The organism is Neomoorella stamsii, assembly GCF_002995805.1.
Taxonomy (GTDB): Bacteria; Bacillota; DSM-521; order Neomoorellales; family Neomoorellaceae; genus Neomoorella; species Neomoorella stamsii.
In genome coordinates, this window is record NZ_PVXL01000005.1 from 14,557 (window position 1) to 28,489 (window position 13,933).

Annotated in this window: 14 protein-coding genes and 1 riboswitch; all 14 genes read right to left on the reverse strand. The window is 56.8% G+C overall.

Annotated features, from left to right (window positions below):
- Nucleotides 1-37 precede the first annotated feature (37 nt).
- Nucleotides 38-787, reverse strand: coding sequence for a prepilin peptidase (locus MOST_RS00440; RefSeq protein WP_083476406.1), 750 nt, complete (start codon nt 785-787; stop codon nt 38-40).
- A gap of 6 nt (nt 788-793) precedes the next feature.
- Nucleotides 794-1,183 (reverse strand): type II secretion system protein GspG, encoded by a 390-nt coding sequence (locus tag MOST_RS00445; RefSeq protein ID WP_054935346.1) that lies wholly within the window; start codon nt 1,181-1,183, stop codon nt 794-796.
- A gap of 201 nt (nt 1,184-1,384) precedes the next feature.
- The gene (locus tag MOST_RS00450; protein ID WP_054935345.1) at nt 1,385-2,593 is read right to left on the reverse strand and encodes a type II secretion system F family protein; all 1,209 of its coding nucleotides are present in this window, start codon (nt 2,591-2,593) and stop codon (nt 1,385-1,387) included.
- Nucleotides 2,594-2,649: 56 nt separating this feature from the next.
- A riboswitch (cyclic di-GMP riboswitch) is annotated at nt 2,650-2,732 on the reverse strand.
- Between the two features lie 55 nt (nt 2,733-2,787).
- Nucleotides 2,788-3,807, reverse strand: a complete 1,020-nt coding sequence (locus MOST_RS00455) for a type IV pilus twitching motility protein PilT (RefSeq protein WP_054935344.1) — start codon at nt 3,805-3,807, stop codon at nt 2,788-2,790.
- A gap of 87 nt (nt 3,808-3,894) precedes the next feature.
- On the reverse strand, nt 3,895-5,550 hold the full coding sequence (locus MOST_RS00460) for a GspE/PulE family protein (protein ID WP_054935343.1): 1,656 nt from the start codon (nt 5,548-5,550) through the stop codon (nt 3,895-3,897).
- A gap of 64 nt (nt 5,551-5,614) precedes the next feature.
- Complete coding sequence (gene aroB, locus MOST_RS00465; protein WP_054935342.1) at nt 5,615-6,688, reverse strand: 3-dehydroquinate synthase; 1,074 nt, start codon at nt 6,686-6,688, stop codon at nt 5,615-5,617.
- Nucleotides 6,667-7,188 (reverse strand): shikimate kinase, encoded by a 522-nt coding sequence (locus MOST_RS00470; protein WP_054935341.1) that lies wholly within the window; start codon nt 7,186-7,188, stop codon nt 6,667-6,669. Before MOST_RS00470 ends, aroB begins: the two co-directional genes overlap by 22 nt.
- Nucleotides 7,189-7,284: 96 nt before the next feature.
- Nucleotides 7,285-8,436: a chorismate synthase gene (aroC, locus tag MOST_RS00475; protein WP_054935340.1), complete on the reverse strand. Its 1,152-nt coding sequence runs from the start codon at nt 8,434-8,436 to the stop codon at nt 7,285-7,287.
- A gap of 182 nt (nt 8,437-8,618) precedes the next feature.
- The gene (locus MOST_RS00480) at nt 8,619-9,533 is read right to left on the reverse strand and encodes a shikimate dehydrogenase (RefSeq protein WP_054935339.1); all 915 of its coding nucleotides are present in this window, start codon (nt 9,531-9,533) and stop codon (nt 8,619-8,621) included.
- Nucleotides 9,534-9,614: 81 nt separating this feature from the next.
- On the reverse strand, nt 9,615-10,136 hold the full coding sequence (locus MOST_RS00485) for a YqeG family HAD IIIA-type phosphatase (RefSeq protein ID WP_054935338.1): 522 nt from the start codon (nt 10,134-10,136) through the stop codon (nt 9,615-9,617).
- Nucleotides 10,137-10,312: 176 nt separating this feature from the next.
- Nucleotides 10,313-11,494 (reverse strand): class I SAM-dependent rRNA methyltransferase, encoded by a 1,182-nt coding sequence (locus tag MOST_RS00490; protein WP_054935337.1) that lies wholly within the window; start codon nt 11,492-11,494, stop codon nt 10,313-10,315.
- A gap of 173 nt (nt 11,495-11,667) precedes the next feature.
- Complete coding sequence (locus MOST_RS00495; protein ID WP_054935336.1) at nt 11,668-13,299, reverse strand: recombinase family protein; 1,632 nt, start codon at nt 13,297-13,299, stop codon at nt 11,668-11,670.
- Entirely contained in the window at nt 13,277-13,480 is a 204-nt protein-coding gene (locus MOST_RS00500; RefSeq protein ID WP_054935335.1) for a hypothetical protein, read from the reverse strand. Before MOST_RS00500 ends, MOST_RS00495 begins: the two co-directional genes overlap by 23 nt.
- 234 nt (nt 13,481-13,714) lie before the next feature.
- The gene (locus tag MOST_RS18090) at nt 13,715-13,846 is read right to left on the reverse strand and encodes a hypothetical protein (RefSeq protein ID WP_277995665.1); all 132 of its coding nucleotides are present in this window, start codon (nt 13,844-13,846) and stop codon (nt 13,715-13,717) included.
- Nucleotides 13,847-13,933: the final 87 nt, after the last annotated feature.

The window sequence follows — 13,933 nt, forward strand, 5'->3', positions numbered from 1 at the left end:
ATACGGTTCAAATGGCTGGGCCAGTTTCGGATTTACATTACAAACCAAAAAATGTAGCTATGTACCAGTTGATAATGTCGCGCCCCCACCAGAGAGCGCCCAGGGTGCCTGCTGTTAAAAAAGGAGCAAAGGGCAGGGCATCGCGGCGTCTTTTCCGGCCCAGGGCTATGAGGATCACACCCATGAGAGCCCCCGCCAGGATCGCCAGGAAAAGGGCTACCAGCACCTGCTGCCAACCCAGGAAAAGCCCAAGGACCAGGCCCAGCTTAACGTCACCGCCGCCCATGCCACCCCGGCTGGCAGCGGCTATCAGGAATAAAATACCACCGCCCAGGGCAGCCCCCACTAAGGCTTCAGGCCAGTAAACCTCACCCAGGGGCAAAAATAACAGGCCACACCCCAGGCCGACCAGCACCAGGGAATCAGGTATCATGTAAGTACGCAAATCAATGCCGGCAATAACCAGGAGCAGTGAGGCCAGGACAGCATACTTTAGCGCCACCAAAGTAGGGCCAAAGCGATACCACAGGCTTAAATAAATACCAGCCGTCAGGAGTTCCAGGCCCGTGTACCACCAGGGTACCGGGGCGCCGCAACTGCGGCAACGCCCCCGGTAGATAAGGTACCCTGCTACAGGAATAAGTTCCACCGCTCCCAAACGTCGCCCACAAGCATCGCAGTGGGAGGGGGGGGAGACTATAGACTCCCCCTTGGGCAGGCGAGCGATGCAGAGGCCGAGGAAGCTGCCGATTATAGAGCCAAAAATCCCAATCAATATTTGAAACATGATAAATCAATTAGGCGGGTAGTATATCCCTTTATTGCTTCCATCTTTTAAGGTAAAACCTACATGTCCATAATTAGTATCTTTGTCATAATAATAATTACCACCCCATGGATCTTGAGGAATCGTTTTTAAATAATTTTGTAGTGCATTTGCATCTAGAGTATTGTTACTTCCTTCAGGTGGTAAAGCTCCGTTATCAGTATAGTAAAGTTCAATCGCCGACCCAATAGTTTTCAAATCGGCCTTAGCCTTGCTTATTTTAGCTTTATCACTCTGCCCCATAAACTGCGGCACTGCAATGGCTGCCAAAATACCGATAATCACCACCACGACCATCAATTCAATCAGGGTAAAACCTTTCCGGTCGTGCAGCATTTCCCGGATACGTTTCATCATTAAGCAAACCTCCCTGGCAAAATTTTTGTTTTAACTCAGTCTTGTGCCAGTCCCCTCATCATAAAACTTCTCTTAGTACGGTACCTGGAAATCGAAGCCACATTCCTTACCCGCCCGGCAGGCAGAAGGTTAACTACTTCCTAAACTTCCAGGCCTCTATCACCTCCTCATCTTACTTTCTAACTTTCGCTTTCTACCTCCTCAGCGCACCCCGCCAACCAGGGAAAACACCGGCAGCAGTACCGAAATCACCACCAGCCCTATTATACCGCCCAGGGTGACGATCAGCACCGGCTCGATGAGGGATGATAGGCGGGCTACCGTCTCCCCCACCTCGCGGTCGTAAAAGGAGCTGATTTTTGCCAGCAGAGCGTCCAGGGCGCCTGTTTCTTCACCCACGGTAATCATCTCCACTACCATGGGAGGGAAGACACCGCTCGCTTCCAGGGGAGCCGCCAGGCTCTGGCCGTCGCGAACGCTTTCTGCGGCCCGCTCCACCGCGCCGGCCACCACGGCGTTGCCCACCGTCCGCCGCACAATTTCCAGGGCCGGCAGGACCGGTACGCCGCTGTGGAGAAGAGTCCCCAGGGTGCGGCTGAAGCGGGATAAGACCGTCTTCTGGTGCAGGGGCCCGAAAATAGGTATGCGGAGCAACATCCGGTCAAACCGGTAACGCCCCGCTGGCTTCTGCAGCCAGCGGTAAAACCCGTAAGCGGCCCCGGCCAGGAATAAGAACAGCACCGGCCAGAGATATCGCAGCCCGCTGCTTATCCCCAGCACCAGGCGCGTCGGCCAGGGCAGGGGCACCTGCAGGCTGTTCAACATGACCTGGAAGGAAGGCAGGACATAAGTCAGGAGAAAAATAACTGCCAGTAGGGCAACCATGCTGACTATCGCCGGATAGGTCAGGGCTGACTTGACCTTTTCCTCCACCTCATGTTCCCGTTCCAGGTGCCCGGCCAGGCGTTCCAGGGTTTCATCCAGGGCCCCGCCCAGTTCACCGGCCTCTACGGTGTGGATGAAGATAGGCGGGAAGACCCGGGGCTGCCGTTCCAGGGCCCGGTAAAAGGCCTCCCCAGACTCCAGGTCCTGGAGAAGCATACCGATACTTTCTCGCAGGGAAGGATTTTCTGCCTGTCGCTGTAAAATATGCAAGGCCGTCACAATCGGCAGGCCAGCCCCCAGCATGGTCGCCAGCTGGCGGCTGAAGAGGGCCAGGTCGCGACGGGATACCGGCCGCCGGAAAAGGCGCCGCCAGTCCCGGGCTGGGGTTACAACTGCCGGCCGGCAGTAAGTAATAAAAATCCCCTGCCGGCGCAGTTCCCTGATGGCCAGTTCCTGGCTTTCCGCTTCTATATTCCCGCTAACTGCATTCCCCCTGGCATCCCTTCCCCGGTAGGCAAAATTCATGCTTTCCCTCCAAAAATATAAATAGCCACCGGCAACAGGGAAAGATAGAACTCTTCCCCGGCAGCCCGGCGGCCATGACAGCGTCTACAGGCCCGTAGCTTTGCGCCCCTGGCTTTCGCCAGGTTTGCCTTGAACGAGGATATATGGACATTTATTCGTCATAAAAAGGCAAATTCCTGCTAATCCTGGCGCTGTTAACCATTGTTTAATTCTCTATCCGCTATCACACCCCTGGTGACCAGCTGCCGCAGAGCCATGTCCATGGTCTGCATGCCGTAGCGGGCTCCCGTCTGCATGCTGGAAACAATCTGGTGGGTTTTACCCTCGCGGATGAGATTCTTGACGGCCGGGGTAGCAATCAGCACTTCCACAGCTGCCACCCGGCCCTTCCTGTCGGCCCGCGGTAAAAGCTGCTGGGTGATAACCCCTTCCAGGGTGTCGGCCAGCTGGATGCGGACCTGCCCCTGCTGGTGGGGCGGGAAAACGTCAATGATCCGGTCCACGCTCTGGATGGCACTGCTGGTATGTAAAGTCGCCAGGACCAGGTGGCCCGTTTCCGCGGCCGTGATGGCCGTGGCAATGGTCTCTAGATCCCGCATCTCGCCGACCAGGATAACATCCGGGTCCTGGCGCAGGGCGGCTCGCAGGGCACTGGCAAAGGACTGGGTATCAGAACCCACTTCCCGCTGGTTGACTATACTGCGGCGGTGCTGGTGCAGGTATTCGATGGGGTCTTCCAGGGTAATAATATGGCAGCTGCGTTCCCGGTTGATTTTATCCACCATGGCCGCCAGGGTGGTGGACTTGCCGCTACCCGTCGGCCCCGTCACCAGGACCAGGCCGTGCTGTCGTTCCGCCAGCTCGGCCACCACCGGCGGTAAGCCCAGGGTTTCCAGGTTCGGGATATCCCTGGGTATAAGGCGGATGGCAGCGCCAACGCTCCCCCGCTGGTGAAAGACATTGACCCGGAAACGGCTTACGCCGGGCAGGGAGTAAGCCAGGTCTATTTCTCCCCGTTCTTGCAATACCTCCCACCTCTCGCCCACTATAGGCCGTACCAGGCCGGCTGTCATTCCGGAATCCAGGGGCTCCCACTGGCGCTGGACCTGGAGTTCGCCGTGGACCCGGAAAACCGGCGGCAGGCCGACAGAGAGATGGACATCGGAGGCCCCGGCGGCAGCCGCCGCCCGCAGGATGATTTCGATATCAATCATCTTAATCCTCCCGAATAAAGCCAGATAACAAAGGCAGGGATTTCTAACAGCCAGCTGCCACCAGTGTCAACCAGTACAGTCTGGTCTTTACAAACCGCCCAGGGAAACACGCAGGACTTCACTCACCGTAGTAATCCCCTGGCGGACTTTTTCCAAGCCGTCCTCGATTAAAGGTACCATCCCGGCAGCTACGGCCGCATCTTTCAAGGCCATGGCCGGTGCCTTGGCGGTCACCAGGCCGCGGAGTTCTTCATTCATAACCAGTACCTCCTGGATGGCCGTCCGGCCAGCATAACCGGTAAAGCTGCAACGCTGGCAACCCCGCCCCCGCCAGAGTTCTTCGACTTCCGGCAGCCAGGTCTTTTCCAAAGACCCTGGTTCGGGCCGGTAAATCTCCCGGCAGTGGGGGCAGAGCCGGCGTACCAGCCGCTGGGCCACTACACCAATAAGGGAAGAGTTGACCAGGTAAGATTCGACGCCCATATCTAAGAGGCGGGTGACGGCCCCGGCGGCGTCATTGGTATGGAGGGTGCTGAACACCAGGTGGCCGGTGGTCGCCGCCCGGACGGCGATGTCGGCCGTTTCCCGGTCGCGAATTTCTCCTACCATAATTATGTCGGGGTCCTGGCGCAGGATAGAACGCAGACCTGAGGCAAAGGTTAGACCGGCCTTGGGATTGACCCGCACCTGGTTGATGCCGGGCAGCAGGTATTCTACCGGGTCTTCAATGGTAATGATGTTTTTTTCCGGTGAGCTTAAAATGTTAAGGGTGGCATAGAGGGTTGTCGTTTTACCGCTGCCCGTGGGACCGGTTATGAGGAGCATGCCGTAGGAACTGTGGATGAGGCTCGCAAAGCGCTCTTTTATGGCCGGCAAAAATCCCAGGTCGTCCAGGGACAGGAGCATGGACTCCTGATCCAGCAGGCGCAGGACGATCTTTTCCCCGTAAACCGTGGGCAGGCTCGAAACTCGCAGGTCGACGTTGCGTTTACCCAGGGTAAATTGAAAACGACCGTCCTGGGGCAGGCGCTTTTCGGCAATATCCATGCCGGCCATGATCTTGATCCTGGAGATCAGGCTGCTTAGAACCCCCAGGGGCAGGAGGGTTAACTCCCGCAGCAGGCCATCCACCCGCAGGCGTACGCGTACTTCCCCTTCCTGGGGTTCGATGTGGATATCGCTGGCCCGCATCTGGATCGCCTGCTGGATAAAGCTGTTAACCAGCCGTACAGCCGGTGCCCCTTCGGTACCGCCGGGACCGGGAGCTTCTAGGGCAGCGGCGGCCGCCGCCTCGCTCATGCTGGCAGCAGTTTCCTTCTGCCAGAACCTGCTCAGAGCTTCTTCAATTTCCCTTTCAGCAGCTATAGCCGGCATGATCTCCTTGCCGGTAGCCAGGCGCAGGTCGTCCAGGGCCAGCAGGTTCAAGGGGTCGGCCATGGCTACCAGGAGACGGTTGCCGTCCAGGCGAATGGGGATGGCCTGGTAGCGCCGCGCCAGGCCCTCCGGCACCAGGCGCACCACCTCCGAGTCCAGGTGGTAGTCGGCCAGGACGACTTTGGGAATGCCCAGCTGGAATTCCAGGACTTCCAGAATACTGGCTTCAGTAATAAATCCCAGGCGGATCAAAACCTTACCTAGGCGTTCCCCGGTGCGCTTTTGTTCCTGCAGGGCCTGCTCCAGCTGGGCCGGGGTGATCATCCCGGCCTCAATTAAAAGATCCCCCAGCCGCCGCCGGGTGTCCATCTTGCTCCCCTCCGCAACATTTTCATTCTTTAGCAGGCGAGGGTGGCTAGCCTCCGGGAATTCCTCAGCAAATAACCGCCATAATCTCCTCTAAACTAACCGGGGTAACCTGCACCCTGCCCAGCCGTTCCGGCAGGACCATCCGCAGCTGGCCCTGGTGGATCTTTTTATCATGGACTAGGGCCGCCTGGAAAGCAGCAGGTTCGACGGCCGGCAAATCAACCGGCAGGCCCGCCCGCTGCAGCAACCGCACCAGGCGGCTGGTTTCCTCTTCCGAAAACATTCCCCGTCGGACGGCCAGGCGGGCGGCGGCGGCCATCCCCATGGCAACGGCCTCACCGTGGCGGTAGGTGGCAAAATCTGATACGGCTTCCAGGGCATGGCCGATGGTGTGGCCAAAATTTAAAATGGCCCGCAAGCCGCTTTCCCGCTCATCCCGGGCAACTATTTCTGCTTTCAAGGCACAAGAGCGCAAAACGATGGTTTCCAGGACTTCTCCTTCCCCATTCAGGAGGCATTCCAGGTGTTCCTCCAAGTAGGCAAAAAAGCCGGCGTCCATGATCACGCCATACTTGATGACTTCCGCCAGGCCGGCCCTGACTTCCCGCGGCGGCAGGGTGGCCAGGGTTGCCAGGTCGACTATGACGGCCGCCGGCTGGTAAAAGGCGCCGATGAGGTTCTTGCCCCGGGGATGGTTGACAGCTACCTTGCCCCCCACGCTGGCGTCGACCTGGGCTAGAAGTGTCGTCGGGAGTTGAATAAAAGGAACGCCCCGGAGCCAGGTGGCGGCCACAAACCCGGCCACATCCCCCACCACGCCACCCCCTAAGGCGATAATGGCTGCCCCGCGCTCGATACCGGCTGCCAGGGCAGCATCATATAGTTCAGCCGCAACTTTAAGGGTTTTGGCCTCCTCCCCGTCGGGAACCAAGGCAAAATGCGGCTGAAAACCGGCTGCCTTGAGGCTTTGCTCCAGGGTGGGCCAGTAATATCCAGCAATGGTAGCATTGCTAACTACCAGGCAGGGAGTCGCCAGGTCCAAGTTTTTAAGCAAGGAGCCTGCTTCGGGCAACAGGCCGGAACCGCAATGGATTTTATAAGTACGCTCACCCAGGTCTACTTTAAGCTCGCCAGCCATAATTTTAAAGCCTCCTTTATTTCTCCGGCCACGGCGGCTGCATCTTTACCATCAGTGTCGATATATACGTCGGCAAAGGTATAATATGGTTCGCGGCGCTTGAAGAGCTCGGCCACCTCTTCCCGGCGCCGTTCCTGGAGGAGGGGGCGGTCCCCGGTCACTCCTGCCCGCTGCAGGGCCGTTTCCAGCCGTACCTGGAGCCAGACGACTTTGTTGCCTTCCCGCAGGCGCCGGACATTGTCTCCGGAAAGGACGGCCCCCCCGCCGGTGGCAATAACAGCCCCCCGGGAGGCGGCTGCCTGGGCAACTGCGGCCTGCTCAAGTTCCCGGAAATATTGCTCTCCGTAGCGGGCAAAGATTTCTTTAATAGACAAACCGGCATCCTCTTCGATCATGGCATCGGTATCCACGAAAGACCAGCCCAGGCTGGCTGCCAGGATCTTCCCTGCTGTCGTTTTGCCGCTGCCCATAAAGCCGATCAAAACAATATTGTCCGGCATCCGTCTTCCTCTTTCCCTTGTACCGTGCCTGCTGGCAGGGCCAATTATAAATTCGCTCCAGGCAGGCATTGGCGCTGAACCAGAGGTATGAGCGTCTCAAATACTCCTTAAATACTCCCGGTAAGCGGCCATTCGCTCCTGGATTTCCGGTAAATAATCGCCACCAAATTTCTCCATCACTGCCCCGGCCAGAACCCAGGCCACTGCCGCCCACGCAACGACCGCTACTGCCGGGACGGCGCAGACGTCAGAACGTTCTACAGCAGCAGTAACAGGTTTTTTTGTCAAGAAATCAACGCTGGGCAGGGGCTGCATCAGGGTGGGGATGGGTTTCATGGCCGCCCGTAGGACAAGGGTTTCCCCATTGGTTATACCGCCCTCCAGGCCGCCGGCGCGGTTGGTGAGATGGTAAAAGCCCTGTCCTTCCAGGTAGGCGATGGCATCATGGGCCTGGCTTCCCGGCAAACTGGCGAGCCCAAAGCCGGCCCCGATTTCTACCCCTTTAATGGCCGGGATGCTCATTAAAGCCTGGGCCAGGCGCCCGTCCAGGCGCCGGTCCCAGTGGACATGGCTACCCAGGCCGGCAGGTACGCCGGCCGCCAGGACTTCCACCACCCCTCCCAGGGTATCCCCCTTTTGCTGGGCTTCTTCAATAACGGCTACCATTGCCCGGCTGGCTTCCGGGTCAGCACAGTAGACCGGCGACTCCCAGGCCTGCCGGGCAGCACTCAATTCTACCGCCCCTTTGACTTCAACCGGTCCAATCCGGATCACATGGGCCGCCATTTCAATCCCCAGTTCTTTGAGCAAAGCAGCAGCCACAGCCCCGGCCGCCACCCGGGCCGCCGTTTCCCGGGCACTGGCCCGCTCCAGGATATTGCGCAGGTCCGCCTGGTGGTATTTCAATCCTCCCGCCAGGTCGGCATGTCCCGGCCGCGGCCTGGTGACGGCCCGTTCGGGCCTGGCCCCCGGTGCGGGCGTCATAATATCCTGCCAGTTTTCCCAGTCCCGGTTGGCTATGAAGAGGGCGACAGGGCTGCCCAGGGTATAGCCGCCCCTTACCCCGGCCAGGATCTCCACCCGGTCCCGTTCAATGGCCATGCGCCCGCCGCGGCCGTAACCGCCCTGGCGGCGGGCCAGCCAGGTATTTATCTCTTCAGCCGTCAGGGGCACCCCGGCCGCCATACCCTCAACAATCACACTTAAACCCCGCCCGTGGGATTCCCCGGCGGTAAGATAACGCAGCAAAGTATCTCCAGCCTCCTGAGCATCCAGTCTTCTGGCCGAAACGAGACCATGCTGTTATGATAACTCCAGGGAGTTCTTTCGCCCTGCAGTTACAACCTCCCCCAGGAGGGAAGTAAACTGCCAGATCCATAATCCAAAGCCGCAAGGGCTCCAGGAGTATTTCTATAACAGGCTCCTCTCATTTATGGTTCACTCACCCGGCCTTCTAATGATACTGGCTCCCGCTGAGGTTCTACAGTAGTTACTTGAATTGCTTCCCGGAGAGCTTCTTCCATAACCTCTACTGGTGCCGGCTTTCCCGTCCACAGGGTAAAGGCCGCGGCCCCCTGGTACAGGAGCATCCCCAAACCGGATATAACCTGGCAACCCCGCTGCCTGGCCTCGCGCAGGAACCTGGTCTCCAGGGGATTGTAGACCAGGTCGTATACCCATTGCCCGGCGTTGAGCCAGGCCGCCGGCAGGGGTACAGCTCCCACCACGGGGGCCATACCGGCACTGGTGGCGTTTACCACCAGGTCAGCCTCTTCTATCCTGGGACGCAGCTCTTCCTCTTCCAGGGCGCAGGCCTTTACCGGGAGGCTTAAACCTGCCAGGGCGGCTGCGAGGTGCCCGGCCCGCTCTAATGTGCGGTTGGCAATGGTCAGCCCGGTACAGCCCGACCCGGCCAGGGCAAAGGCCACCGCCCGGGCCGCCCCCCCGGCCCCGAGGATGACTGCTTTCTTGTCGGCCGGATCAAAACCTGCCTCCTGGAGGGAACGTAAAAAACCGCTGGCATCAGTATTATAGCCTGTCAGGCGCCCACCCTCATTGACTATAGTATTTACGGCCCCGATACGGGCCGCTCCGGGCTCAATTGCATCCAGGTATTTGATAACTGCTTCCTTATGGGGCACTGTAATATTGGCGCCCCGGAGTCCCAGGGCTTTAAGTCCGGCCAGGGCAGCCGGCAGGCCGGACGGGGTAACGGCAAAGGCCAGGTAAACCAGGTCTAGCCCGGTGGCGGCAAAGGCCGCATTTTGCATTAAAGGCGATAAAGAATGTTCTACCGGGCACCCCAGCAGGGCCACCAGCCCGGTTGAAGCTTTTGCCTGGAGCATCCTTCCACCTGCCGTTTTCTTTTAAATCTGGCGGCTTTTTATCAGAGTTCAAACAGCCTGGATGGGCATAAACCATAAATCCTATGGGTTTCTCTCATTACTATTAAACTCGCTGATTACCAGACACCTGGTTATCAATTTTTCCACCTGACGCATCATCCTAGTGCCGATAAATTCGCGCCGGTTAATGGGCATTACCAGGACGGTGTACAGCCCCAGGCGGTTGCCACCCAGGACATCAGTAAAAACCTGGTCGCCAATGACGGCTGTACTGCCAACTCCCGTATCCATGACGGCCATGGCCTGGTAAAAGGCCCGCCGCCGGGGTTTACCGGCCCGGGAGATGGCGGGGATACCAAGGGCCGTTGCCACTTTTTGTACCCTGCTACTCCGGTTATTGGATACAAGGCAGGCCTTTAAACCCTGATCCTTAAGTTCCGCAAACCACCGGTATACCTCTACGTCCAGAGTCGCTCTTCCCCATTCGGTAACTGTATTATCCAGGTCAATAATTAACCCACGGATCCCCCGCACCTTTAAAGCTGCCAGGGGTATATCCCGCAGGGAGCGCACATAAAGGTCCGGTTGCAGCAGCTTGAGCATGTTTCACCCCGAATGCAGTAACTTCCATCCAGGTTATTATACCACAAAAAGACGAGGGGGTGGAACAATATCCATTGCCGTTTCTAGAAAACTGACATACTTTGCGGAAGAATGTTGGTAAGGAGGAAAAACAGGTGAGAACAGTAAAACAAAACTGATCAAATTAAGCAGGCAAATCATAATACCTGCAGCAACAGGCACTTGAGGTAACGCGACTCATCATAACCCATAAGCACCGGGTGGTCGGGTGCCTGGCCGCGCCTGGCCAGCAGGCGCAGGCGGCGATGGGCATCCAATGCCGCATCCTTGATAACTTCCAAAAAGAGATCCTCCGGCATGTGGTAGGAACAGGAGCAGGTCACAAGAAAGCCGCCAGGGGCTAAAATCTTCATCGCCCGCAAATTTATCTCCTTATAGCCCCGGATGGCTCCCTGCAGGGCCCTCCTGGCCTTGACAAAAGCCGGCGGGTCCAGGATAACCACATCATACCTTTCTTCCTGACGCTCTAGCTCCCGCAGAGCGTCAAAGACATTGGCCACTTCAAAAAAACACAGGTCCCCATAGCCATTGAGCACCGCATTGCGTCGCGCCACAGCGATGGCTTCTGCCGAAATATCCAGGCCCAGTACCTCGCGGGCGCCGTAATGGGCGGCATGAAGGCTAAAACCACCAGTATGGCAAAAGCAGTCCAGTACCCGCGCCCCCTTCACAAACGGCTGGATGGCGGCCCGGTTTTCCCGCTGGTCCAGGAAATACCCCGTCTTCTGTCCCCCGGCCAGGTCCACATAAAATTTAAGGCCGTTTTCTTGAATGATTACCAGAGGGTCAAAGGGTCCTTTGAGGAATCCAGACCGCAGCTCCAAGCCCTCCAGCTCCCGTACTGGAACATCATTGCGCTCATAGATCCCCGCTGGCTGAATTAACTCATCCAGAATTTCCACCAGAGTGTCTTTAAAACGGTCAATCCCTAAAGCCAGCGTTTGGACCACCAGGTAGGGGCCAAACTTGTCGACAATCAACCCGGGCAGGAAATCTGCTTCGCCAAAGACAATGCGATAGGCGTCCGTCCCCGCTCCTTGGAGAACCATCTGGCGGTAATTCCAGGCAGCCGCCAGGCGCCGCCGCCAGAAGGCCTTATCGATTTCCTCATCACGATTATAAATAAGGAGGCGGACAGTAATCATGGAGGCCGGGTTAATATACCCCCGGCCAATAAACCTGCCACGGTGATCCTCTACGGTAACTATGTCTCCCGGTTCAAAGGCGCCATAGATGGTCTCAATCTCCGTCCGGTAAACCCAGGGATGACCTCCTTTAATACGCCCCTCTTCGCCCCGCCTCAGCTGCACCCTTGTCATATTAAACATCACCAGTTTATTAGTTTACACCTGCAACTATTAATCTCATGCCAGGCTCCTGATGGCAGGCTGGCAAAATTATACCACAGAAAACCTGCTCTTTACACAGGTCCCTGCAAATAAAAAACTGGCCATCTTGCCAGGCCAGGGGATAACCTTTTGAGGTTCACCTGCTACACCCTTCTGCCGACAGCTCTTTCAAGAGCTTCTGGATGGCCCTTTTCTCGATGTGTGCAAGTTAAAACACTACTGCAAGGTGGTTCTTTTAAGTTTTTCTGTGTGGTTAATGTTGTAAGTTCTTCGCAATGATCCGGGACATTTTTACCCGGCCCGGTAAAGGGGAGGTTAAAGTATCCTTCTATCTCCAGGTTGCCATCAGCATATATTTTTACCCTCTGCACCAGCTCGCGGGTGATATTCTGCTTTTGAAAAAAGTTTAGTTCGTCCACCGACCTTACCAGGTTTTCAGCGTACTGGCGCAGGAATTCTACGCCTTTTTGCACCTGTTCCTGGGCGTCAATTACGGCTTCAAGCCTCTTGATATCTTCCTCTATCCTTACTAGCTCTCCTTCTTGTTCCGCCCGGTAACGCTTGTAGTCTTCTTCGGGTAATGCCTCCAGGATAAAATAGGCCCGGTCAATCCGCTCGATCACCCGTTGCACCTGCTCTAGCCTCTTTCGCGCTTCCTCCAGGCGTCTCCGGGGAATGCTGGCTGTTTCAAGCTTCTCGCTAGTTATATATTGGTAAAAAAGGTCTGGGTTCTTAATTATGGAAGCTATAGTATCCCATACTGTCTTATCTATTTCTTCCGTCCGCCAGGGTGGGAGCCCGCACCTGCCTACCCGGCCACGGTCGTCAAACTTGGTAGGGTAACGCCCGGGGCAGGTATAATAGCTATACTTCGCCCTCTGGGGATTGTTATGGGTGACGACTGTAAGCCTCCTCCCGCACTCCCCGCATACTAGCAGGCGCTGCAGCAAGAATCTTCTCCTGGTAGTCTTAGGGTTAAAACGCTTGGACCTGGCAAGCATCTCCTGGGCTCTCATAAAGGTTTCCTGGTCAATTATGGCCGGCACAAGGACCGGCTTCCAATCAAGCTGCTCATCCCTGCGCCTCAACCGGCCGGCATATACGGGATTCTTCAGCATCCGCACCACTGATGAGTGGACCCACCCCTTGCCCCTGGGACCCTGGGGGTACACCTGGCCCAGCTTCTGGGTAATCTGCCAGGGAGTTAAGGGTTCCAGGGGATCCGTTAGCCACTCAAACATTTGCTTGACGATTTCGGCTTCTTGGGGATTAATTACCAGGGTATCCCCATCGGCGTCCCAGTCGTAACCAAAAGGCTTGGCGTAGCAGCGGATCTTGCCGCTGGCTGCTTTTTTAGCCTTGCCCCTCTGGGTACGCTCCTTGATGAGCGCGTGCTCGAATTCGGCAAAGGCCCCCCGCATCTGCAGGAAGAGCATACCCTGGGGCGTCTTTTGCCAGTCAAAGTTAACAAACTCCAGCCTTACTCCTGCCTTATCAAATTCCCGGCAAAGGATGAGCAAATCTGTAAGGTTGCGGGAAAGCCTGTCGGGGTCATAGACAACTACCAGGTCCACTTTCCCGGCGGCTACGAGCCGCCTCACGTAATCCAGGCTAGGGCGGTTCAATTCCGTGCCTGTATAGGCGTCTTCTACGACTTCGACTTCTAAAGCCCCTAAAGCCCTGGCCTTCTTCTCGCAGAGTTCTTTTTGGGTGGCCAGGGAAAAACCGAGGGCCTGGTCCTGGGTGCTTACCCTAGCGTAAATCACTGCCCTCATCTTTCTTCTTCCCCAGAGTGGGTTTCATGTTTATTTCCTTCAACATTTCTTGCGGATTTTCCTGCCTGTCAGGGCAGGCCTGGCGTATAATATCAACCACCCGGGCGTAGGCCCTTTTGTGATCTGAAACATTCCCCACAGGAATTACCCTTATCCTGGGAACAGGCCGCCCTATTTGCATAAGCACTCCCCCTTTCCCTATTCCTTTCCTTATGAAAATATGCGCGACTGCTTGTTCGCCCGGCATGTCCTAAAAAACAAAAAGCCGGGTATAACCCGGTATTTTATGGAAGGAGAGGTTTTTTGCCGCCGCTTTTGCCTTTCTTAAACATGCTAGCGGCAGGTATATTACCCATAGCTGTTATTTTTAACGGCAGGTCCGCTCGCCGGCTTGTGGGCTCCAGGGTGCATATGTCTATTTATTGCGGCTACCGTCCAGTTCATAAGCGCTCCCGGCCCACTTCAACCAGTCCCCACCGCCCACCTGCACTCTCCTGGCTGACATCTCGTAAGCGTCAAATACAACCCACCTTGGCGCAATACCCAAGTTTAAGGGATAATCTTCCTCAGAAAACAACCTGAGGAGGATTTTTTATTATGACCAAAGCCGAACGGCAAGCACTATGGGAAACCC